This is a genomic window from Gordonibacter massiliensis (ex Traore et al. 2017) (assembly GCF_019731765.1).
GTDB classification, from domain to species: Bacteria; Actinomycetota; Coriobacteriia; order Coriobacteriales; family Eggerthellaceae; genus Gordonibacter; species Gordonibacter massiliensis.
Genome location: NZ_JAASIO010000007.1, coordinates 123,899 through 147,096, shown reverse-complemented (window position 1 = coordinate 147,096; position 23,198 = coordinate 123,899). Strand labels below are relative to the sequence as shown.

Annotated in this window: 17 protein-coding genes; 5 read left to right on the top strand and 12 right to left on the bottom strand. The window is 66.2% G+C overall.

The features are described 5' to 3' along the window. The first annotated feature begins 338 nt into the window (after positions 1–338). Positions 339–704 (top strand): hypothetical protein, encoded by a 366-nt coding sequence (locus HCH03_RS09570; RefSeq protein WP_185906021.1) that lies wholly within the window; start codon positions 339–341, stop codon positions 702–704. Between the two features lie 203 nt (positions 705–907). On the opposite strand, the gene HCH03_RS09565 is transcribed toward HCH03_RS09570, so the two are convergent. Both HCH03_RS09565 and HCH03_RS16650 read right to left on the bottom strand, forming a co-directional pair. Next, positions 908–2,593 (bottom strand): DUF4179 domain-containing protein, encoded by a 1,686-nt coding sequence (locus tag HCH03_RS09565; protein ID WP_221689311.1) that lies wholly within the window; start codon positions 2,591–2,593, stop codon positions 908–910. Continuing rightward, positions 2,590–3,177: an RNA polymerase sigma factor gene (locus tag HCH03_RS16650; RefSeq protein ID WP_221689310.1), complete on the bottom strand. Its 588-nt coding sequence runs from the start codon at positions 3,175–3,177 to the stop codon at positions 2,590–2,592. The genes HCH03_RS09565 and HCH03_RS16650 overlap by 4 nt, the downstream gene beginning before the upstream one ends. Positions 3,178–3,564: 387 nt before the next feature. Between HCH03_RS16650 and HCH03_RS09555 the strand changes: the two genes are divergently transcribed. Continuing rightward, a complete protein-coding gene (locus HCH03_RS09555; RefSeq protein ID WP_221689309.1) occupies positions 3,565–3,885 on the top strand; it encodes a BrnT family toxin in 321 nt (106 codons plus the stop codon). Then, a complete protein-coding gene (gene brnA / locus HCH03_RS09550) occupies positions 3,872–4,126 on the top strand; it encodes a type II toxin-antitoxin system BrnA family antitoxin (RefSeq protein ID WP_080144702.1) in 255 nt (84 codons plus the stop codon). The genes HCH03_RS09555 and brnA overlap by 14 nt, the downstream gene beginning before the upstream one ends. Here brnA and HCH03_RS09545 read toward each other — a convergent pair. From HCH03_RS09545 to HCH03_RS09500, 10 genes are all read right to left on the bottom strand, one after another. Beyond that, the gene (locus HCH03_RS09545; protein WP_221689308.1) at positions 4,123–5,430 is read right to left on the bottom strand and encodes an ABC transporter substrate-binding protein; all 1,308 of its coding nucleotides are present in this window, start codon (positions 5,428–5,430) and stop codon (positions 4,123–4,125) included. The two genes, brnA and HCH03_RS09545, sit on opposite strands and share 4 nt — an antisense overlap. Then, positions 5,427–6,281: an ABC transporter ATP-binding protein gene (locus tag HCH03_RS09540; RefSeq protein ID WP_221689307.1), complete on the bottom strand. Its 855-nt coding sequence runs from the start codon at positions 6,279–6,281 to the stop codon at positions 5,427–5,429. The genes HCH03_RS09545 and HCH03_RS09540 overlap by 4 nt, the downstream gene beginning before the upstream one ends. Then, positions 6,278–7,462, bottom strand: a complete 1,185-nt coding sequence (locus HCH03_RS09535) for a FecCD family ABC transporter permease (protein ID WP_221689306.1) — start codon at positions 7,460–7,462, stop codon at positions 6,278–6,280. Before HCH03_RS09535 ends, HCH03_RS09540 begins: the two co-directional genes overlap by 4 nt. Further along, complete coding sequence (locus HCH03_RS09530; RefSeq protein WP_221689305.1) at positions 7,462–8,325, bottom strand: hypothetical protein; 864 nt, start codon at positions 8,323–8,325, stop codon at positions 7,462–7,464. The genes HCH03_RS09535 and HCH03_RS09530 overlap by 1 nt, the downstream gene beginning before the upstream one ends. Before the next feature lie 120 nt (positions 8,326–8,445). Then, entirely contained in the window at positions 8,446–8,991 is a 546-nt protein-coding gene (locus HCH03_RS09525) for a hypothetical protein (RefSeq protein ID WP_221689304.1), read from the bottom strand. A 646-nt stretch (positions 8,992–9,637) separates the two neighbouring features. After that, positions 9,638–10,369: an ABC transporter ATP-binding protein gene (locus HCH03_RS09520; protein WP_080144697.1), complete on the bottom strand. Its 732-nt coding sequence runs from the start codon at positions 10,367–10,369 to the stop codon at positions 9,638–9,640. 10 nt (positions 10,370–10,379) lie between these two features. Further along, the gene (locus HCH03_RS09515; protein WP_221689303.1) at positions 10,380–13,421 is read right to left on the bottom strand and encodes a hypothetical protein; all 3,042 of its coding nucleotides are present in this window, start codon (positions 13,419–13,421) and stop codon (positions 10,380–10,382) included. Further along, positions 13,408–14,832 carry a hypothetical protein gene (locus HCH03_RS09510; RefSeq protein ID WP_221689302.1) on the bottom strand — a complete coding sequence of 475 codons (1,425 nt, stop codon included), beginning with the start codon at positions 14,830–14,832 and terminating at the stop codon, positions 13,408–13,410. The genes HCH03_RS09515 and HCH03_RS09510 overlap by 14 nt, the downstream gene beginning before the upstream one ends. Positions 14,833–14,836: 4 nt before the next feature. Further along, on the bottom strand, positions 14,837–16,198 hold the full coding sequence (locus HCH03_RS09505; RefSeq protein WP_221689301.1) for a hypothetical protein: 1,362 nt from the start codon (positions 16,196–16,198) through the stop codon (positions 14,837–14,839). Between the two features lie 143 nt (positions 16,199–16,341). Further along, positions 16,342–20,763 carry an InlB B-repeat-containing protein gene (locus HCH03_RS09500; RefSeq protein WP_221689300.1) on the bottom strand — a complete coding sequence of 1,474 codons (4,422 nt, stop codon included), beginning with the start codon at positions 20,761–20,763 and terminating at the stop codon, positions 16,342–16,344. 207 nt (positions 20,764–20,970) lie between these two features. On the opposite strand from HCH03_RS09500, the gene HCH03_RS16410 reads away from it, so the two are divergent. Both HCH03_RS16410 and HCH03_RS09490 read left to right on the top strand, forming a co-directional pair. After that, on the top strand, positions 20,971–22,521 hold the full coding sequence (locus tag HCH03_RS16410) for a helix-turn-helix transcriptional regulator (protein WP_246599917.1): 1,551 nt from the start codon (positions 20,971–20,973) through the stop codon (positions 22,519–22,521). Between the two features lie 205 nt (positions 22,522–22,726). Then, positions 22,727–23,152, top strand: a complete 426-nt coding sequence (locus HCH03_RS09490; protein WP_221689299.1) for a TOBE domain-containing protein — start codon at positions 22,727–22,729, stop codon at positions 23,150–23,152. Positions 23,153–23,198: the final 46 nt, after the last annotated feature.

Here is a 23,198-nt window from a genome sequence, read left to right as displayed (position 1 = left end):
TCCGTTTATGAGCTGCATCAATAGGTGGACAATCGGCGAAAGGTACGGGTATATGTCAATGGTGGTTTAACAGCGGACGACTGATTTTGGAGAATTGCGTGCAGGGAAATAGTCGGAGCGGCCCCGCCGCGCTACGTGCTCAGGCGCAGCATGAAGAACCGGGGGGCGGCTGGACGGGGTGGAAGGCGCGCTTGCCGGGCAGTGCCAACCTGCAGGCGGAGGGACTGCGGAGAATTCGTCGCCGCGAGATGACGAACGGGTGCGGCGAAAGCCCGCTTGAGGGCAAGGCGGTATAATCGGAAGGAACGAAACGCGAGCGCGAACGAGCGAGGTGCCCCATGAGCAAGCACGATCCCATCATCGACGTCGACCCCGTGGCGAGCGTCCGCGACAAGGCGGCGAGCGCTGCGAAGTCCACCGCCGAGGCCGCTTTCAAAGCTCCCTCCTACGGTCGCAAGGCAGCCGGGAAGGCCGCGTCCAAGGCCGCCGATGCGGCGCGTGGCGTGGCGAAGGCGACGGTGATCGACGGTAAGGGCGCGGCGAAGAAGCCGAGCCGGTTGGCTGGCGCGGTCCAGACGGCCGTGGGCGGCGTCGTCATGCTCGCGGGCGTGCCCATGCTCATCCTGCCCGGCCCGGGCCTGCTCGCCATCGGCGGCGGGGCCGTCATCGCAGCCGGCGGCGTGAAGAAGCTGCGAGGGAAGTAGCCGGAGCGAACGCGCGCGTAATGCAACGGCCGTATCGAGGGCCGCGGAAACGCGCGCCCTCGTCGCCTTTCCGTAGGGGCGGGGCTTGCCCCGCCCGCTCGACCCGCGGAAGCACTGCTTATCGAGCGGCAAGGGCAGAGCCCTTGCCCTACGGGGCGAACGGACGGCGCTTTAGGTTCGGCCCCTTTTTCGCATCGGGCCGTCTAGAACGAAAGCGTCTGCGCCGCGTCCGTTTCCTCGCGATAGGTGTCGAAGGCGGACAGGTAGGAGTACTGCGTGAGCCCGCGCAGCTCTTCGTCCTGCGCCGCGTAGTACGAGACCATCTGCACGAACGCGCCTGTCAGGTAGTCGCGTTTGCGATACATGATGCCCGAATGGTAGCCCGTGCCCGTCTCGCCGGTGTCGGGATCCGTCCATGTGCTTTCCAGCAGGGTGGCTTCTTGTTCGGACACGAGCTCCATGTAGCTGCCGTTCGCCTGCCAGCCATACGGCTCGAGCGAGATGCTCACCGTGCCGTCGCTCACGTCCCAGCCCGTGAGCTCGTAGCCGCCGTACTCGCTCGTGGGAAGCTGCGCGCCCACCTGCGACACGTCGACGTGCTGCACGTTCGCCTCGTTGCGCGCTTTGCGCTCGTCGACTGAAAGCGATTCCCAATCGATGGAGGTCATGGGCGAGAACGTGACGGCCTTCGCATCGGGAGAGAGGTTCGCGAACTCGATTACCTGGGGCCCGTCCATGCTCGTGCCTCCCGACCCGTCACCGGCACCCACAGGAGTGAGCACGTTGCCCTGATCGTCAACCACCTTGAGCGCGTGGGGGCTCAGCACGTTGTCGGGCGGCCCGTAGGACGATCCTTCGGTCCCGGGCTCGCCCGTCCATGCGTTGTCGTTGCGCACCACCATGACGCAGCCCAACTCGGACGCTGTGAAGCGTTGGATGCCTATGGTCTTGTCGCCCTCGCTCGTGCTGAACACGAGATATTGCGCGCCCAGCTCGCGCGGCTGGGCGACCGTGCTCAGATCCATGCCAACCGCCAGGGAGAAGCTCGGTTTTCCGTTCACCGCGTCGACGGCCCAGGGAGCCCAGCCTTCCAGCGCGATGTCCACCTGGTCGGGCAGCGTCGTTTCCGGAACGATGCGCTGCATGACCTTCACCGCGTCGCCTTCCCGGTACGCGTCCAGCAGGTTGACCGAGCCGGTGCCCACGGCCTCGCCGTTGCTGGTGAGCGCGTACCCGAAGCGGGGCGAAAGCCTTTGCAGACGCGACCACTCGTTCTCCTGCGAGCCCTCGTAGTTCGACTGTTCGGCCAAATCGAAGCCGCCCTCCTTCGTGAGGGTGAAGAACAGGTTCACGACGTTGCGGTCGCACGACACCGAGTCGAGCGTCACCTGCACGCCTTCGACGTCGACCGTGTCGCCCACCGGGGCGTTCAGGCTGGACACGCCCGGTTTGAGGCTGTCGTACACCGGCAGGTTGCCGCCGGTTTCGAAGAAGCCCGTCTCGCCCGGCTGCATCTGCAAAAGACGCGAGGCCGCGAAGGCCGTGCCGCACAGCAAGACCACGAGCACGGCCGCCACCGCGACGACCACGCCGCGCTTGACGACGCGGGGCGCCCTGCCCTTACCGCGCGCGGGAACGGCCCTGCGCACAGGCGCGTGACGGCCGACGCCTTCTCGGGCGTTGCGGCTCTCCGTAGAAGCGGCCGGCTGCGAACCGGGCCGATTCTGCGGCGTCGTCCTGAGCGCCGCGTACGTCTCTTCAAGCTTGACCTGGGCCTTGGGCGGTATGCGCTGCACGTCGTAGAGGCGGCGCACCTCCCGTCCGAGCTCGTCTTCGTTGTTGCGGGCGCCCCGTTTGCTGGAGCCGTCCTGACTGCTGGAGCCTGTCATACCGCCTCGACCTCCTCTTGCCTCTTTCCTAGGTACAGTGCCTTGAACCGGTCCCGCGCCCTCGACAACCGGGTGCGCACGGCGCCTTCGGATACGTTCAGTATCTCGGCGATGTGGCGCGTGGGGTAATCGTCCACATAGAAGAACGTGAGCAGCAAACGATCGTCGGCAGAGAGCCGGTCGACGGCGCCGCGCACGTCGAGCACGATGTCGTGGTCGACGGCAGAAACGCTTCCGACGGCGTTGCGCCCGTTGAAGCCCCGCTCCTCGCCCGCCGCGCCGAAGGCTTCGCTGAAGAAGCCATCGTCCATGGAGCACGGAGTCTCGCGGCGGCGCCTGCGCGCAACGTCGGAGCAGGTTCGCAGCAGAATGCGCGTGAGCCAGGTGCCCACGGCGCTGCGTCCCTCGAACAGGGGGATCGCTTTCCACGCCTTGACGGCGGTCTCCTGCAGCGCGTCGGCCGCATCGTCGGCGTTGTCGAGCACCGCCATCGCGGCCTTCCATAGGGCGAGCTTGTGCCGCTCGAACAATTCCACGAACGCATCGCTGTCGCCCTGCTTGGCGCGTATCACGAGTTCGTTCACGCAGGGACCTCCTTTTCGCGTCGATTGTTTATTAGACGCGCCGGAAGCGGAAAAGGTTACAGGCGATTTTGAAAAAACCTGGAAAGGGCCGCGCGGTGGAGGCGGGCGGTGCGAACGGACGGAAACCCGGCCCGCACCGGCGGCGCAAGGTTCGCACGGCTTCCGCGCTGGAAACGTGCAAGATAGGGGCGGCACCCGTGCGAGATTCGAGCAAGGTTCGCACGGTGCCTGCGCATGAAACGGGCAAGGTCTGCGCGGTTCCGCGACGGTTCGATTACGGTCGCCGTGCAAGGTCGCGTTGCTATAGTTGGATAGGCGGCGTCGCAGGTGAACGAGATTCCCACGGCGTAACAAGGCAATCGTTTCCTTAAGCGAAGAAGGCGATAAATGGATAGCGATGGATACCCAAAGGGTATATACTTGATACCTATTGATAATAGGCTACGCCGATTCGAATACGATGCGGGAAAAAATACCGCCAACGAGGCCAAGCATGGCGTCACATTCGAAGAGGCCCGGAGAATATGGGACGACCCCGACTACTTGAGGATTCCCGCCAAGAAGAAGGGGGAGAAACGATTCATGGCCCTCGGCATGGTGGACGGTCGGTGCCTAGCGGCCGTCGCAACCGAGCGGGGCGACGCGATCCGTATCATATCGGCTCGTCGTGCCAGCGAAAAGGAGGCAAAGCGATATGGCGACGCCTGAAACGAACGCCGACAATCTTGTCGAAAGATTCGATGCCGGTGAAGACATGTCCGACGTTTTCGACTTCGACCGAGCTACCCGTCCGAATAGGGACACGCGCAAAGTGAACGTGGACATGCCCCTATGGATGATAGACGCACTCGACGAAGAGGCGGCTCGCCTCTCTATCAACCGGCAAGCCGTTATAAAGGTGTGGCTCGCCGAGCGCATCGAGGCCGAGAGGGAACGGCGGGCCGTCTAGCGCTTCTCCCCGGTGACGCTGTCGATGCCAGCGGCCCCCAGAAGCTGGTCGAGCGTGTACTCGTCGAAGCCGTCGTAGCGGTAGAACGTGCGGTAGAACTCGACGGTCTCGTCGCGCATGTTGATGTCGGAGGCGTACTGGGGATAGAGCACCTTCAGCACCCAGAGGCAGCCGAGCACGCGCGCGGCCGAAGGGGGACGGCCGAACCACGAGAACGGCGACTGGGGGATGCGGTATATCTCGCCCGCCCTCACGCACGGCACGTTGTTCCAGTGCGCGTCCTGCTGGATGGCGCCGTAGATGTCGGAGCTCTCCGAGTCGCTCATGTTGAACTCAGCCACGAGCACGGCGTCGGGGTTCCAGGTGATGATCTGCTCCAGGTTCACGCTGGGCATGCCCATGCCCTTGCCCTCGGTGCCGGGCATATCGGCCACGTTGCCCGTCTTGATGAGCTCGAGCGCGTCGGTGACGTGCATGCTGCCCACCGGATCGGTGGTGAGGCCGTCGTTGCCCTGGGCCAAGAACACGGACTTGCGCTCCGATTCCGGAATGCTGGCGGCGATGCGCTCGATGCGCGCGAGCTTTCGCTCGCAGAAGGCGGCCAGCTCCTCGCCCCGCTCCTCGCAGCCGACGAGGCCGCCCACGTACCGGAACATCTCGGGGGCGCTGCGCACGTCGTAGTCCACAAGCACCACGGGCAGGCCCGTCTCGTCGCGGATGTCGTCGGCCATGCCGCCGCCCACCTCGTCGGCCGTCCAGTAGCACAGCAGCACGTCGGGGTCCTGGGCGGCGATCTCCTCGGCGTTGGGCACCGAACCCGCGCCCATCCACACGCCGAGCGACGGCAGGGCGAAGTACTCGTCGGGGATGTACTTCTTGTTGTCGCCGGCCGGGCGGAAGTTCCAACCCGCCAGCTTCTCGGGCGCGAGGGCGAACAAATCGACCGTGCCGATGGGGTTCGTGCAGAACACGCGGTCGATCTGCTCGGGCACCATGACGCTGCGCCCGCCCATGTCGGCGACGTTGCGCAGATTGCCCTGCGCGAAACCGGCGCCGGCGCATCCGTCGAGCAGGCCGCCCGCGCACGCGCTCGCCGCCGCGACGGCCGCCAAGCCGAGGAAGCTTCGGCGCGTGAAAGCGCGCGGCGCGCGGGACGGACGCGCCGCGGACAAGCATGCGGAAGCGCCCTCAAGCCCGTCGTCGAACGAAGGCGCGGCCTTGATAGGCAGGGCGCGCTCGCGCCCCTCCCCTCGGGTGTTTCCGCGGACACGGTCGGCGTAGCTCTCGCGTTGCTTGTTTTTCATGGGACGATCCTCTCGCTCTCCAAAAACGGCGTGCAGGCCACGCCCCTCTTCCCTCCGGAACCCCTCACTTCGCCCACGCCCACCTCGATGCCGTACAGCGCGCCCAGCGCCTCGGCCGTGAGCACGTCGCGCGCCGCGCCCGCCGTGACGCCCGAACCCCGCCCCACGCACACCACGTCGCTGCCCAGCAAAAACGCATGGTTCGGGTCGTGGGACGTGATGACCACGGCGAGCCCCCGCTCCACGAGCGCGAGGATGCGCTTGAGCACGATGACCTGGTTGCCCAGATCGAGGTTCGCGCAGGGCTCGTCCATGACCAGCAGGCGCGGCTCTTGGGCGAGCGCCCGGGCGATGAGCACCATCTGGCGCTCGCCGCCCGAAAGCGTGGTGCAGTCGCGGTCGGCCAGCGCGGCCAGGCCCAGCTCGTCGATGGCCGCATCGGCGACGCGCTCGTCTTCGCGGCCGGGGCCGGCGAAGCCGTCGAGCGAGGGCGTGCGGCCCATGAGCACCATCTCGCGCACGGTGAAGCCGAACGCGGAATCGTGCGTCTGCGGCACGTAGGCGACCGAGCGCGCGTAGCGCTTGCGCGTCCAACCGCGCACGTCCTCGCCTTCGATGCGCACGTCGCCGGCAAGGCGCGGCAAGAAGCCCAGAACGGTTTTGAACAGCGTGGTCTTGCCCACGCCGTTGGGGCCCAGCAGCACGAGCGCCCGGCCGCACGCGAGCGAGAACGACACGTCGTCGAGCACGGGATCGCCGCCGTAGCCGCAGGCCAGATGGCTGACTTCGAGGGCAAGGGCGCGGGCCTCGACGCGTTCGGACACGGCCGGCGCCGTTTCGCGGGCGCTCACAGCGACTTCCTCTGCCGGCAGATCAGGTACACGAACAGCGGCGCGCCCAGGATGGCCGTGAGGATGGACAGCGGTATCTCGGTGGTGTAGATGCTGCGGCACACGTCGTCCACCAGCATGAGGAACGCGCCACCGAGCAGCATGGACGCCGGCACGAGCGCACGATGGTCCGAACCCACCAAAAAGCGCGCCAGATGCGGCACGATGAGGCCCACCCAGCCCACCATGCCCGCCACGGCCACCGAGGCCGAGGTGAGCAGCGTGGCGCAGGCGATGACGGCCAGGCGCGTGCGCTTCACGTTCACGCCGAGCGAGAGCGCCTCCTCGTCGCCGAGGGCCATGACGTTCAGCCTCCAGCGCAGCACCATGATGCCCACCGCTCCCACCGCGAACGCGGCCAGAAGACCTGCGAGGTCGCCTTCGCGCACGGACGACAGGCCGCCCATGAGCCAGAACGTGATCTCGGGCAGCTGAGAGTTCGGGTCGGCCAAAAACTTCACGGCCGAGGTGAACGCCTGGAAGAGATTGCCCACCACCAGGCCCGACAGCACGAGCACGAGCACGCCGCTCATGCGCCGCCCGATGACGCTGGAAAGCCCGTAGCTTACGAACACGGCCGCCACGCCGGCTACGAACGCGGCGATCTCCACCCCCAAGCTCCCGAACGACAGCAGGATGCCGAGCGCGGCGCCGAAGCAGGCGCCCGCCGACGCGCCCAGCAAATCGGGCGACACCATGGGGTTCTTGAAGATGCCTTGGAACGCGCAGCCCGCACCCGATAGCGCGGCCCCCACCACGAGCGCCGCCAGCACGCGGGGCAGCCGGATGGTGAAGAACACGTTGGCGTCCGTCGCTTCGGCCGCGCTCGAAAACGGGGCGGCGAACAAGGCGAGCACCTGCCCGAAGTCCATGTCGTAGCGCCCGAGCGTGAGCGAGAACAGAAAGCTCGCGACCACGAGCACGGCGAGCGCGATCAGCACGAGCGCCTTGCGACGACGCGCGGCGGGCGTGCCGTCGGCAGCGCTGAGGGCGCGTCCGGGCGCCTTCGCGGGAGCGGTTCCCGACGTGCGACCGGAAGCGGCGCGGACAGGGTTTTCGGCGGGGCCGCAAGCGGGCGCGGTGGAGCGCACGGCCGGAAGCTCGTCGACCGCGGCTGCGACGGCCAGCGGATCGGCAGCCATCAGACCCCCTCCCCCGTGCCCTGGGAAGCGTCGTACGTCCCGCCTTCCACGCCCACGCCTTCCACGACCACGGGGTCGATAGTCTGCCCGTCGCTCACCGCCGTGGCCGTGAGCGTGACCGTGTCGCCCGAAGCCTTGGCCACGATGCCGAGCCCGGTCGTCTCGCCCACCACCTTCGCCAAGTCGGCCGCGCAGTCCTGCGCGTCGGCGTCGGCGAACGTGTGGTTGTGCTTAAGCAGCTTCGTCGCGCCTCCGTCGGGCGAGAACCAGGTGATGGCGCGCACGAGCGCCGGGGACGTCACCTTGAAGGAGGTCTGGGCCGGCAGGTTGTCCTGCGCCGAGCCGGCGCGGGCGTCGATGACCTCGATAGCCAAGCCGCTGGGCAGCGTGCCCGTCACCGGCGCGTCGAGCACGGCGCACGACCCGGACGCCGCCGTGACGGACGGCAACGCGCCGTCCGCGCGCTTGGCCGCCACGGAGAAGCCGCTTTGGTACAGCGCGAAGAACGTGCCCTTCCCTCCCGCGGTGCTGGCGCTGGACGCGGGATGCAGCACGAACGTGACGCCGTCGGCCGAGCCGCGCACGTCGAGCGCCACGGCGCCGCCGTCGAGCGGGCTGCCGTTGAGCCGCACCTCGAAGTCGTCGGCCGCGTCGGCCGCCACGGACACGGGTTGGTCGAACACGAGCTTGACCTCCACGTCCTGCGAAGACTCCGTCATGGCGCTCGTGCTGGAGAGCCGCACGTCGGCGACGCGCGGCGAATCGTCCGCCACCTTCGCCTGCGCGCAGCCGGCGAGCGCGAGCGCGCAAAGCGCGAGCGCAACGGCCGCGCAAGCCGTCTTCACGGCGTTTTTCATCACCATTCCCCCAACCCCCTTGAACCTGTAGGGGCGATCTCCCGATCGCCCGTTCCGGCGAAGCCGGAAAACCCGGCAACAGTTGCTTTTCGCGCTGCGCGCGAACGGGCGATCAGGAGATCGCCCCTACGAAAGGCCCGCATGGCGCCTCCTCCGCTTCATCGCGCGACGGACGAGCAGCACGCACGCCGCGATCAGCGCGACGGCCAGCAAGCACAGGCCCGCAAGCACGCCGTCGGCGAGCGTCGGGCCGCCCACGGTCACCGCAAGGCGCGCTTCGGTATCGGCGAAGTGCTTGAGCGAAGCCGTGCAGGTGACGGTGGCGGTGCCGGGCGCGACGGGCACGAGCCACACCCGCCCCGCCGCCTCCTCCACCCGCACGACGCCCTCGTCGGACGACGCGTACGACACGGTGGGCGACGTCGTCTCCAGCCCGTTGCACGAGCACCCGCCCCATGCGTCGGCCGAGCCGCACAGGCACGGCTCGATGCCGCACATCCAATCCATGCCGCAATCGACGCCCGCCTCGATGGACGCGGGGTCGCACTCCGCCGAAAGCGCCGTCGGGCAAAACCGCGGCAACGCCAGCTCCCCCGCCCCGTCGGCGACGACCGCCGCCGACTCCGAGCCGAACGCCCCGGCACTGACCCGCAGCACCTCGACCGGCTCCACAACGCGATCCGCCGTGGAGGAAAGCGCGAAAGCCGGCGAGGCGAACGCCAAGCAGGTCGCGAACGCCAAGACGAGGGAGAGGAAAAAGAAGCGCCAGGCCGCGATACCGCCTGCGAGGGCTGCGCAACCGTGGCGGCCCCCTGAGGAAACGCCATGGCTGACGCCGCGCGGGATCCTTCGACTCCGCGCTAGCACGCTCCGCTCAGGATGACAGGGAATGGCGCTTCGGTTTTGCTCGGGACGGCAGAGGGCAGCGTTTCGGTTTTGCTCGGGAGCGTTGCAGCTGGCGCCGCGCGGGATCCTTCGACTCCGCGCTGACGCGCTCCGCTCAGGATGACAAAGGGTGGCGCTTCGGCTTCCCCTGGGATGACAGGGGGCGGCGCTTCGGTTTTGCTCGGGATGACGGGCCGCAGAACCTTGGCCCGGTGCGGGACGGAACATCCTTCCAAAGCAAGCGCCGAAGGCGCTCCGCTGTATCCCCCCCTCACCCAGCCGACAAAGCGAGTCCCCCGCAGGGGTCGGGGACTCGGGGGCGCGCCGCGAGATTCCGCACGAGCCGAACAGCCCTGCGGGCTGTTCGTGCGAGCCAGGACTGCCCGAGCGCCGTGCCCCCGAGTCCCCGACCCCTGCGGCCACCACCCGATTTTCAAGCGAAAATGCCATCGATTTCCTCAACCCTATTCCCGCCCTCGGACAGGAATATCTCCTCCAAAGACGACCCCGGATACTGCTCGTGCACGTCCGCCACGCTGCCGTCGAACGTCAACCGGCATCCCTTTATCATGCCCAGATGGTCGGCCGCGTCCTCCAGCTCGCGCAGGTTGTGCGACGACAGGATGACCGAGGCCCCGCGCTCGTGCGCGTACGTCTTCAGCAACCGCTTCAGCAGGTTGCGCTTCCCCAGGTCCAGCCCGTCGAAGCTCTCGTCCAAAAGCATGGTCTTCACACCCGTGGCGAAGCCCAGCAGAATGCCCAGCTGGCGCTGCATGCCCTTCGAGAAGCCCGTGACCTTCGCCAAGGGGTCCAGGCCGAACAGAGCCAGCATGCGCTCGTAGACGTCGTCGGACCAGTGCGGGTAGTAGCCGCGGTAGAACGAGCGCATGGTCTCAGGCGTGGCCTGGGGCAGGAAGTACGGCTCGTCGGCCACGATGAACAGCGAGTCGTGGCTCACCCGGTCGCTGTGCATGGGCACGCCGTCGATGTGCACCTCGCCGGCGTCGGGCTTGTACACGCCGGCGATGATCTTCAGCAGCGTGGTCTTGCCCGCCCCGTTGTAGCCCACCAGGCCGTACACCATGCCGTCGGCCACGGTGAGCGTGATGTCCTCGAGCGCCGTGAAGGCCCCGAAGCGCTTCGATATGTTCGCCACCTCTATCATGGGCGCCCCCTTACAGATACGACGGCGCGAGCTCCGCCGGCAGGTAGAAGTACACGTACGCCTCGATGCCGCGCAGCTTCGCCTGCACCAGGTAGCCGCCCGTCATGTAGCAGCCCATGCGCAGGTTCGGCACGATCTCGGCGATCTTGCTCTGCTCGTCGACCACCTTGAGGGCACCGTAGTCCTGCGTGATCCAGTACTGGCCGGCCGTTTCGCTGCGGTACGCCATGAAATAGCGGCTCACCGGCTGCGTGACCTTGTTGATGGACGCGTAGGGGTCGTCGAGCTGGAACGTGAGCTGCTCGATGACCTTGGAGTCCAGCTGCCCGCCCAACGCGTCGATGAGGCCCTTGCCCTCGAGCCACGCCATGGTCTCGGTCCAGTCGTCCGTGACGTAGGTGACGGCGTTGCTGAACGAATAGCCGAACGAGACCACGTCCAGCTCGGGCGACAGCGTGAACATGAGCGCGGCGCGGGCCGGCTTGGACGGCAGGTAGCGCTCGTTCGCGTTCGTGTTCGCCAAATCGTGCGCCAAGGCGCCAACGAGCTGGGCACGCTCCTCGTCGGTGCACTCCACCCGCATGATGCGGTTGAGCGCGCCGTCGCCCAGGTAGACGTAGCCGGCGCGATAGGCGTTGTACGAGGGCGACTTCGACAGCGCCTCGCGCTCCTCGTCGGACAAGCCGCTCGTATCGCCCGTGACCACGGCGTTCTCCAGCTCGTGGGTGTGCGCGTCGTTGTCCAGGGCCAGCAGGGCGGAAAGCTCGCCCACCGTGGCCTGGTTGTAGTAGCGCACCACGTCCCCGCCGTCCTTCATGCGGTAGCGCAGCACCACGTCGTAGGGCACGACCGAGCTTTGGAAGTCCTCGTAGTTCGTCTCGCGCGTCGCGCGCGCCGAGTCGATGAGCTGGCCGTGCAGCGAGCGCACGATGTCGACGGACGACTCCTGGCCGTAGCTGCGGTACGACGTGTAGTAGTAGGACGAGCCGCTGGCCACGCCCGAGAAGCCCTGCGTGAGATAGCTGGGCGAGCCGTTGTAGGACACTTCCACGCTCTCCACGTCCTCGGCGGCGGGGACGAAGCCCGCGTACCCGAAAGCCCCGCCGGCCACCACCGCCACGACGGCCGCCATGGCCGCGAGCTCGCCGCCCACGCACGCGAGCGTCGTGCGGCGCGCGGTGCGACCGCGCAGGGGGCCGAACAGCAGCACGAGGGACACGAGCACGAACAGCGCCGCGCCCACCACGAGCGCCACCGCCACGTCCACCGAGCCCAGCAGGGCCACGGCGGCGGCGAAGGCGGCCAGGCCCAGCACGGCCACGGAGAAGAGCGAGAACACGGGAGCCTTGCCCGCCATCTCGGCCTGCTCGCCGCGACGGCGGCAGAACGCCGCCAGCCCCAGCGCCGAGAGCGCTAGGTACGCCGCGAACCAGCCGATGATGAGCGACCACGATCCGAACACGGGATAGTACACGGGATGCAGCGCCATGAAGAACTGGTGCGAACCGCCCGCGTCGGAGAAGAACAGCAACGGGTTCAGACACGACAGCTGGGACAAAAACGACGGCTCGACCTGCACCGCCTGCCCGTAGAGCGCCGCCCCCGAGGCGTTGCCCACCAGCAGGTAGTCGGCCAGCACGCCCACGCCCCACAGCACCACGCTGACGCTGGCCAGCAGCGCCACGCCGAACGTGCACGTCTCGAACAGCGTGCCGGCGCAGATGACGGCGATGCCCGCGAGCGCGAACGCCGCGAGCGCCACCGTGATATAGCCGCAGGTGACGTAGAAGAACTCGTGGACCTCGCCGTCGTAGAGCCCGAGCGCCAGATGGTTCAGCAACAGCGACACGGCGAACGGCACGGCGATGCCGACCACGATGCACACGGCGCCGGCCAGGTAGCGCGAGAAGAACAGCTTCACGCGCGACAGGCCCACCGAGAAGAACGCCGTGGTGGCGCGTTTCACCAGCAGGAAGCGGAACAGCACCACGGCCAGCACGGCGCCAAACAGCACGCACGCCGCGTTGACGACAGGCGCGAGCTCCTGCGCGTAGAACTGGAACTTCAACTGCTCGTGCGTGTAGTTCACGTTGAACACGGATATGTCGTTCACCACCGAGGTGGACACCGGCACGAGCACGGCGAACAGCGCGAGCGCGGCCACGAGCACCGGGGCCGCCTGGCGCAGCGAGAACAGGAAGTCGTGCGCGAACGGACGGCGATGCCCCCCGCGCCGACGCCGGCCGCGAGGGGACTTCGCGTATTTCTCGGACTGGAGCTTGGCGCGCCACGTCAAAGGGAACTCCTCCTTCAGCTCGTCGCCGCGCGCCTTCCAGGCGCGGCGCTCGGCCAGCTTGCGTCGCACGAGGCGCACGATGAGCCGCACGAGGAAGAACAGGCCCACCAGAACGCCCACCGCCAACAGGAACGCCGCCGCGATGAGCAGGGCGTCCACCACGCCGAACGGCGCCACCTCCACGTCGAACGCGTAGCTGGCGCTTCGGTAGTGCACGAGGTCGGCCGTGATCTGCACCGTGGCCGCGCCGGGCCCGACGGGCAGAATCCACGTCTGGCCGAACGCCTGCACGATCTGCGCCACGTTGGCGTCGCTCGTGGATATGGTCACGGTGGGGGCGGTCTCGCGGAAGCCGCCGCACGCGCAGTGGCCCCACGCGTCGGGCTTGCCGCAGGTGCAGGGGTCGAAGCCGCACACCTCGTCCATGTGGCACTCGATGCCCGTGTTGATGGACGCGGGCGTGGTGTTCACGGACAGCAGGTTCGGGAAGACGGCGCCCACGCCCTCGACGGGCAGGCTGCCCTCGCCTTGGGACGCGCGGCTCTCGCCGGTGAGGCGGAAGAGCTTCGGCATGAGGCCGAGCTGCTCCGCGTTCGGGTCGTCGTTCGCGCTTTGCGCGACGGCGCTGTCCGAGGACATGCCCTCGGACGAGCCGGAACCGCCCATGCCGCCCATCGCCGCGAACGCGGGCGACGGCGCGCCCAGAGCCAGCGCGACAACGACCGCCAAGACGGCCAGCAGCCTATTCGTCTGCATCGACCGGCGCCTCCCCCGCTTCGGGCTCCGACGCGACAGCCTTGCGGCGCCGCACGAGCACGACGGCGGCGACGACCGCCGCGGCCACGACGACGATGCCCACGGCCACCGGCACGATCCAGCCGTTCGAGCCCTCGTCGGCGATGTTGTCCTGGGCCTGCACGGCCCGCTCGACCTGGGCCTTCGCGCCCGGCGTGTTCGTCTCCTGCAAGCGGTAGGCGGCAAGGTCGTCGGTCGAAAGAGCCCAGGACGAGCAGTGGTCGATCTTGAACGAAGCGTATCCGCCTTCGACCGTCACTTCCGTTTCAACTTGCTTGAACGCGCAGGCGTCCTCGTCGTAGCAGTACAGCCCGAGCTTTGTTCCATCGGCGAACGAGGCGTCGACGTTCACGTACAGGGAGGCCGTTCCCGGCAGCGGCCCCTCGTGCGCGAAGTCCAGCACCAGCCCGTCTTTCGCCTGCTTCATGATGTTCGACACGTTGCCCGTTCCGAGTTTCGAAATCGACAGCGTGGGATCGAACGGCATGGAAGCAGCGTTTTCCGCGAGATCGGCGCCAACGAACGTCCACGAATAATCGGGATGTTCCGACGATGCACCCTGCCAGAACACCACCTGGTCGGAGGTGCCGACGATTTTCGCAAGCTGGGCCGGGGCATCCTCGTGGCCGTTGCGCTCGACCAAGATCACCTTGCCGGCCACGGTGTCCAGCACGGTCTCGTTGAGTTCGTCGCTCTTAGACTCGACCGCCTCGGCGGCCTGGGGGACGCCGGTCGCACTCGGCGTTGCCGACGGCACGCTCGGGACGGGAGCAGGCGCAGGAGAACCGACATCGCCCGACGATGAACCGCCAGAGGAAACGGGGCTGCTCACATCGACCTGCAGGGAAGCGGCACCGTCGGCGTACTGCCGCAGCGAGGCGCCCACCGTGATGGTGGCCGAGCCCGGTCCGTTGGCGGTCACGACGAGCGTCGAGCCGCTCAGATAGGCGGTCGCGACGCCGGCGTTGCTGGAAGACGCGTACGCATCGGGATAATACGTCGAATACGACCTGCCGGAACAGGTGCATTGCCCGTTGGCATCGAAGCAGGAATACCCGGCGGCCAGCGACTCTTCCGTGTCGCATACCTGCGGGCACTTCGCCATGCCGCAACCGAGCGTCTGATCGGACGACGACGGGCTGATGGACACGCTCACCGAGGTGGACGAACCGACCTGCAAGCTCGCGTACGAGCTTCCCAGCGACACGCCCACCGTCCCGAAGCTGAAATAGGCCGCAGCCTTGGTCGTGGGGACGAGGCATGCCGCAAGCGCAAGCGCGAGCGCGCAGGCGAGCAGCGCCGCCGGCGCCCGCCACGAACGTTTCGCCGTCGAGCCGGAGGCGACCGCCCTCTCGTTGAACCGAATGCCCATGATGCTACTCCTTTTCATTTCGGTCGCTCCCAGCCCGAATCGGCGGAACCGGAGCTTCCGCCGCGCCCTTGCCCTTGCGCTGGGTCATGATGATCACGACGATGGCCGCCGCGGCCGCCACCACGATGACGCCGATGGCAAGGGGAACCATCGGGGCCATGGCGGTGCTCGGCGTGTCGCAGCACGACGCGCCGTCGGTCGTGGCCGCTGCGGCCGGCGTGGGATCGCAGCAGCTGCCGCCCTGCTGGGCGGAGGTCGAACCGCCCATGACGATGGCCTTGGCCTCTGTCGTCAGGTCGCGCGAAGAAACCACGTAGGTCTTGCCTTCCTGCACCGTGAACGTGGCGTAGCCGCCCACCATGGCGGCGGGCGCGTCTTCTTTCACGAACGCCTTCGCCGCGCTGTCGTACGAGAACAACGCCACGGCGTCGTCGTCGGAGAGCGCGGTTCCGGCCAGGGCGTACACGGTTGCGGGAGCGGGCAGCGCGCCCTTGCAGGCGAAATCGACCGCCACGAAGTTCTGCACGCCGGAAAGCGGCTGGTTCAGCACGCCCGCAGCCTCGGTCGACACCGCAAGGCTCACGTCGAAGGTCTGGACGGCGGACGCAACGTAGGTGGTGCCGTTGAACGTGAGCGAGTAGTTCGGATGGTAGTACGTGTCGCCTTCCCAAAACGTCACGTCGCCGTCGACGCCGGCCATCTCCGCAAGGCGGCTGGCCGCGTCGCACCCGTCGCCGATGCGCACGTTGTGCACGGGACGACCCATGACCGTTTTCTCCACGAAGGCGGCCTTGTCCTCCTGGTCGGCCATGGCCGTTTCGGGCACGTCGACGAAGGCCGTCGAGCCCGTTTGGGCGCCGGCGGCCGTGCCCGACACCGTCACCTTGAGCGCAGCCTCGGCATCGGTGAACTGGCGCAGCGAGGCCCGTACGGTGATGACGGCCTCTCCTTCGGACTTGCCGTACACGGTGAGCGCGCCTCCGCTGTAGGTGGCCACGGCCACGCTCGCGTTGCTGGACGACGCCACCGCCGTGGGATAGTACGTTTTGTAGTCGGGGCCGGAGCAACGGCACTGCCCGTTCTCGTCGGCGCAGGACTCGGCGCACCCCTGCGGGCACTTGGGCATGCCGCACCCCTCGGTCTGATCGTCCGACGACGGCGTGATGGACACGGTCGCGCTCGCCGTGGCCCCCGCCTGCACCTCGATGGCCGTGGTTCCCAAAGCAACCGACACGCTGCCCCGGTTGTAGTAGGCGAACGCCTGCGCCGGAAGCATCGCGAGCGCCAGCATGATCGCCAACCCTATTCCAAACGCCGATGCGCGCGCGTCGGGACGAGCCCTTCTGACGGCTGTTTTCGAAACCACGTGAATCCCCCTCGATCGTATTCCTCTTGTCGCACGGCCGAAACTCGGCCGCCTTTCGCAACCCGGAAGGGCGGCGCCTCTCTCGCACCGCCCTTCCGGGCACGTTTCAAACGCAATGGCTCACGCCAGTTAGGCGAAGAACCTTAATCCCTACCGCCGGTGCGGCGACGGGAAAGCATCGCCAGTGCCAGCAAAAGCGCGGCGGCCCCACCGAAGCACGCAATCGGAACGACCGGCAGGCTGTCGCCCGTCTTCGTCAACGTCGTACCGGACGCGTTTCCTCCCGCAGTCGCGGCGTTGTCGTTCACCATCACCACGAACTCGGAGAAGTTCTTGACGCCCGAGATGGACAGCTTGCCGTCGACCACCTTCTGGCCGTCGGCGCTGCGCTGCTCGGACACCGTGCCGTCTGCGTTCTTGTGCAGATGGATGATCGTGCCCGGCTTGCCGTTGTACTCGGCCCCCACCGGGAACGTGAGCGTGAGCCCGTCGGCGCCCAAGTCGGTGATTTCAACGCCGTTCAGGTTCTGCAGGGACACGTCGAACACCTTGAACAGCAGGTTGTTCGCCGGTGCGTACTTCGATTTCAGCTCCTGGAAGCGGTCGCTCGAGGACAGCATCTCCGACACCTTCAAGCTGCCGTCGGCGGCGCTGCCGCCAGGAGCGAGCACGGAGCCGCTCGCCGCAACGCCCGTCGCCGGATCGGTCTTGGTGCCGGTCGAAGGCTGCTCGGGAGTCGGATCGCCGCCGTTCGCGATCCACTTGGCGTGCAGGGTCACGTCGGCCTCGACGGCAGCATCGAAGTCGAACGCCTGCGTGCAGGCCTCGTCGGTGAACCAGCCGCCGAACGTGTAGCCTTCGCGCGTCGGGTCGGCGGGCTTCGTCACCGCGCTCGGCGTGGTGTCCTCGGCCTCGGGCGTGTGCGACCCCTTGATGATGTCGAACCCGATGACCCAGTAGCACGAGCTCATGGTGGTGTTCTCTTGCTCGGGCGTGGAGGTCATGAGAGGGCCGTTCACCGTCTGGGACGCGATAGAAGAGCCGTTTCCGGCGTCGAACGACACCGTGTGCTTGTCGTTGGTCATCGTGATGCCGTAGATGAAACGGAAATTGTTTTCCTGGCCGGTGATGCTGCTGATCTGATCTTTGGTATTCGCCTCGGTCGGCAGCGTGGCACCTTGGATGTTCTCGCTGTCAAGCATCGTCTCGACGTAGCCCGTGGAGATCATGGGAACGACCTTCGTGTTTTGAGCTGCGGCCACAGCCTTGCGGAACGCAGCGTTCTCCGGGGCTTCTTCAGGGTTCGCTGCCGCCTCGATGAACTTCTGCTGCACGGAAGGATCGGTGTACAGAGAGCTCAGGAAGTAGCGGTCCTTGCCCAGCAAGTCCTCATAGGTCCAGGTGCCGCCGCGCCAGTAGTACTTGTCGTCGCCGTCGCCGTCGGTGCAGCGCATCTTCAGCGTGTCGCCCGGCTCGAAGTCGATGTTAGCCTTCTTGAGAAGGTCGGTTATCGTGGCGCCGTAACCGGAGAACGTGCGCACGCCCGTCATGCCGCACGACGAGCTGCCGCTCTGGAAGCTCATGAGCGTCTCAACGTCTTCTTTGGTGATCTTCACCGTCTCCGTGGCGGAAGAATCGGCCGAACCGCTCTTCACGCGGATCTCGAACGCGCCGTCGTTGTACTGCGTGTAGAACGGCAGGTCGGCCGTTGACACGGCGCCGTCTTCAGTGGTGATGGTGACGCGATAGGTGCGGATGCGCTTGTAGTCGCCGTCCTTGGTCACCGATCCGTCATCGACATCGGTAGTGAAAATGGGGTCGGCATCGGTGCGATGGAAATTGATCCAACCCTTGGTGGCATCGCGGGAGTTGGCCTCGAAATCCCACTGATCCGCATTCAGGGTGATTGCGTTTCCAAGAGGGCTGCCGTCTTTCAAGGGAACGACCGTCACGGTTTTGTTCGCATCGGCCCACGTCGCCGTCACATCGGTCAGCGAGATGGACGGGGACTCTCCGCGAAGCCGCACTTCGACGTTCTCCGTGGGGATGGTGGCCGGATTGACGGTCCACTTGGCATGCAGCGTGGTATCGGAATCGACTTGCTTGCTGAAGTCGAACGCCTGCGTGCAGGCCTCGTCGGTGAACCAGCCGCCGAACGCGTAGCCCTCGCGCGTCGGGTCGACGGGCTTCGTCACCGTGGTGGGCGTAGGATCATCGGTCACGGGAGTGTGATCGCCCTTGATGATATCGAATCCGATGACCCAGTAGCACGAGCTCATGGTGGTGTTCTCCTGCTCGGGCGTGGAGGTCATCAGCTTGGAGCCCTTGACCGTTTGAGGCTTGATGTTCACGCCCTCGCCCGCGTCGAACGACACGGTGCACTGGTCGGTCATCGTGATGCCGTAGATGAAGCGGAAGTTGTTCTCTTTGCCCACGAGGCTGCTGATCTTGTCTTTGGTGTTGGTCTCGTCGGGAAGCTCGGCGCCCTTGATGTTGCTGGCATCGAGCATGGTCTCGACGTAGCCCGTGGAGATCATGGGGATCATAGGCACGTTAGTGGCGGCAGCCGCAGCCTGGCGAAACGCCGTGTTCTCGGGCGCTTCGGCGGCGTTGGCGGCAGCTTCGATGAACAGGTTCTGCACGTCGTCGTCGGTGTAGAGCGAGCTCAGGAAGTAACGTTGGTTCCCCAGCAGCTCCTCGTAGGTCCAGGTGCCGCCGCGCCAGTAGTACTTGTCGGTGCCGTCGCCGTCGGTGCAGCGCATCTTCAGCGTGTCGCCCGGCTCGAAGTCGATGTTCGCCTCCTTGAGAAGGTCGGTTATCGTGGCGCCGTAGCCGGAGAACGTGCGCACACCGGTGTGGCCGCACGACGAGCTGCCGTTCTGGAACGTGAGCATGTCGTTGACCTGCTCCTCGGTGAAGTCCACCGTTTTGGTCACAGCGGAATTATCGGAGCCGTCCTTCTCGCGGATCTCGAGTGTGCCGCTGTTGTAATTGGTGTAGAACCGGATGTCCTTCGTCACCGCCGGGAAGCCGTCGGCCTCGATGGTCACGCGGTACATGCGCTCCTGGATGTACGGATCGTCGGCCGTTGCGTCGTCCTTCGTCGTCTCGAACACCGGATCGTCAGCCGTGCGCGTGACCTTGATGGTGCTGCCCGAAAGGGCCCACTGCTGATCGGTCAACGTCTGCTCATCGGAAGGCTGGCCGTCCTTGAGCCAGGCGACCTTCATGGTCTTGGAAGCCTCGGCCCAACCCGAGCCCACGTTCTTGAGGGCGATGGAGGCGGTGGCCGGATCGCTCGCGGCGCGGCTGCGGATCTCGGTCGTGACGATGGTGGCCGGACCGGCAGGCAGCGACGTCTTGTCGTCGAGCGGCGTGTCCATGTCCAGGCCGTTCGCCTGCAGGAAATTGTCATCGTACACGGAAGCGTCGATGACCTCGCCGGCCTTGGGGCTGTCGGCCGTCACCGTGAACGAGCCGTCTTCGTTGTCTTTAATGGAGTAGCCGTACTGCGCAAGCGTCCTCGAACCCTCTTCGTTGTAGGCGTTCGAAACGATGGACGCAACGGCGTCGGCTTCGGTCATGCTCAGATAGTTGTGCTGGTGTGCAACCGTCGTTTGGGAGTAACCGGCGTTCGTCGCAGCCCCGTTGGAGGGGATGATGGAAGCGCCGTTCGACATCCAGATCACATGGTTCATGGAGCGCACGTTCGCCTTGCCCGTGAGCTTGAACGTAGTGCTCGCGGGAACCGTTTCAGTGCCGGGCACATAGCTGACGGCCGTGAAGTTCAAGCCGCTCGGCACGACGGTATCGATGCCGTCGAACTTGACGGGTGCCTGCACATAGCCGGATCCGCGCACGTACGTTTCGGCCGTGCAGCCCGTGACGATCCCGTCGGGGGAAACCGTCCTCACGTGGGCCACACCGTCCGTCAGCGCGAAGCCGAGCTGACCCGTCACCACAATGGAGTCGCCGTCATCGCTCACCTTGGCGGAAACGGACGTGTATCGGGAATCCGGCGAGCCGCTGGAGCTGACGATGGCGAAGCTCTGCGCCAAGGCGTCGGCGTCCGTCACCGTGACGCTGCCGTAACCCGGGTTGATGACGAAATCCACGTACTGCACCGCATCGTCATCGGTCGTGCCCGTATGGCGGGCGCTCACGCTGTAGCCGTCGACCTCGCACACGGCCGCAGGGGCCTCGTCGCTCATCGCGGCGACCTCGTTAGAAGCGGTCGTGGCGGTTTCCTCGACGGGGGCCTCTTGGTCGTCGGCCTCTATCGTCGACGCAGATTCGAACGCAACCGCTTCGTTTTCAGAAGCTTCGCCCTCGGTTTCGCCTTCGACCGCGGGCTGCGTTTCCTCTTGCTGTTCTGCGGCGGACTCCGATGGGTCGGCGAACGCCTGCGTGCGCGTCAACGTCGTCGGTATCATCAAGCCGCAGCACAGCACGATGGCGATGAGTATGTTGAGCAGTTTGCCGTAAGGCAAACTACTTCCGCATGCGGAAGCCATGGGACGGGAAACACCTCCCTTGCAGGACTCTGTGGCTTTACGCTTGTTCATCCCTATGCTCCTTTCCCTCCGGTAATAGCGTCCTTCGGTATCGGCACCGCACACGACTTTCCTGCGCTTCAACGGAGGCTGCGCGAAAGTCCCTTGTCGATGCACACCTTCGCACAGAATAATATCTGAATTAGTATAATTCTTACCCTGTACTTTAGGGACAGTATTTTGACTATTCGAGTAAAAGAATAATGTTAGTGGCGAACAATGGGCGTCAGGCGCTATACTGGCTCCATGCCTTACAACCTGGTGACATTTCTTGGCTTCTCGAGTCTGCTCGCTTGGCTGCAAACGAGCGACTACCTGTGCCTTGCGCGCGATGCCGCCGTGCATAACGGCAGCGCGGCGGTTTGCGCCGTGTTCGCCATCACGTTGCTATTGCACGGGCTTCTGAACCGACTGCTGGCCGTGGAGCCCGGGCGAAAGTTCTTGCTGGGAGTCTCCCTTGTCGCGAGCGCCTGCGGGTTCGGATACGCGTTCGCCGGAAGCGAGGGCGTCCGGCTGCTGTTCTTCTGCCTGCAGATGGGCTGCGGGGCCCTGCTCGTCGTGGCGTGGGGCGAGCGGCTCACCCTGTTCAGCTATCGCGCCCTCATCCCTCTGGTGTGCGCGGCGGGGCTCTGCTCGGCCGCCCTGCTCTTCGCGTGCTCGCTTCTGAGCTCTCAAGCGGCGCCGTTGGCTGCGATAGCACTTCCCGCCTGCTCCGGCATCTGCCTTTTCCGCGCGCTGGGAAAGAACGAGTCGGAGGCTGCGGGAGACGAGGCCGATCGTGCGCTCCACACGGCCAGCAACGGATTCTTCACGTTCGAGCCGATCGACCCCGACGCGTTGCGCCGATTGCCGTGGATGCTCATCGTCGTTCTGTGCCTGTGCACGTTCGCGGCCTCGCTCTTCAGCGGCCTGACGGCGAACCCCTATCTCACGAATTCGAACATCGTCACCGCTAGCATGCTGGCCCTCACCGTCGCGGGGCTGCTGCTTATCGGCGCGGGAGGCTTGCTGTACTTCCCTTCCAAGAAGGCCGAAGCGGGACGGAAAGGGGTGCCGACCGACGAGCCTGCAGAGCCGGACGGCTCCCCGGAACCGGCCAAGCCCCGCAACCCCGCACTGCTCATGCAGCTCATGGCGGGCATCGCCCTCATCCTGCTCGTCGGCGGGCTGCTGCTGTTCTCCATGAAGCTGCCGGGAACCATGACCACGTCGCTCGGCATGGTACTGAGCGCGAAAAACTGCCTGGTCATCCTCTGCTGGATCGTGTTCCCGCGCGAGATAGCCGATGCGCGCCTGCCCTTCGTGCCCTGTTTCGCCCTGCTTATCCTGGGCAGCGGCACCCTGTACGTGCCGTATCTGGGCGCATGGATCAACAAGAGTCTGGGAATAGGGTTCGAAACCCTCACCAGCACGGCCACGGTCGTCATCGCCTTCGTGGCCGTGCTGGCCATCCTCTACATGGTGCTGCGCATCAGGCAGCTGGGAGCCGAGCAGCGCGCGGCCGAGTCCACCGCGAAACCCGAGCCGCTTTCGCTCGAGGACATCCGCGAGGCGTTGCGTGCGCACCAGCTGAAGCTGATGGAGCCCTACGGGTTGACGGAGCGCGAGCGCGAGATCGTGGCCATGATCATCGACGGGCAGACGTTGGGAGGCATAGCCGAGGAGCTGTTCATCACCGAGCGCACGGTGAAGTTCCACAGCAAGAACGCCTACGACAAGCTGGGCGTGCACAACAAGAAGGAACTCATGCAAATGTTCTCGGAGCGGTAGTTTTTCGCCGAAGCAACCGCCCCGATACCTCTCGGCCCCGCCGTTTCATTGTGCGAGATGTGACGAGAATGGACGAAACGAAACGAACCGGGGGCGATTCGCCGCGGGCCCTTCCCTTCCTGGCGAAACCATCCATAATGGCAAGCGTACCAACGGGTTCGCCGAAAAGGTCGGCGGCCCTCCTCCAACCAAGAAGGAGCGCATCATGAAGATCTCCGCACGCAACCAGCTCAAGGGCACCGTCTCGTCCGTCACCGACGGCGCCGTCAACGGCGTTGTCGCCATCGACCTGGGCAACGCCACCATCAAGGCCGACATCACCATGGAGGCCATCAAGGACCTGGGCCTGAAAGAGGGCGTGGACGCCGTGGCCGTCATCAAGGCCAGCAACGTCATGTTCGCCGCCGGCACCGAGCGCATCAAGGGCCTGTCCGCCCGCAACCAGCTGGCCGGCAAGGTCGTGTCCGTGAAGAAGGGCGCCGTGAACGGCCACGTGGCCCTCGAGCTGGCCGATGGCAACCGCATCATGGGCTCCATCACCAACGAGGCCATCGAAGACCTGGGCCTGACCGAGGGCGCCGAGGCGCTGGCCGTGGTCAAGTCCACCGACGTCATCGTGGGCGTGGAATAACCGAGCACGAGCAATACGAAATCATCGCCCGGCTTTTGTCGAGCAT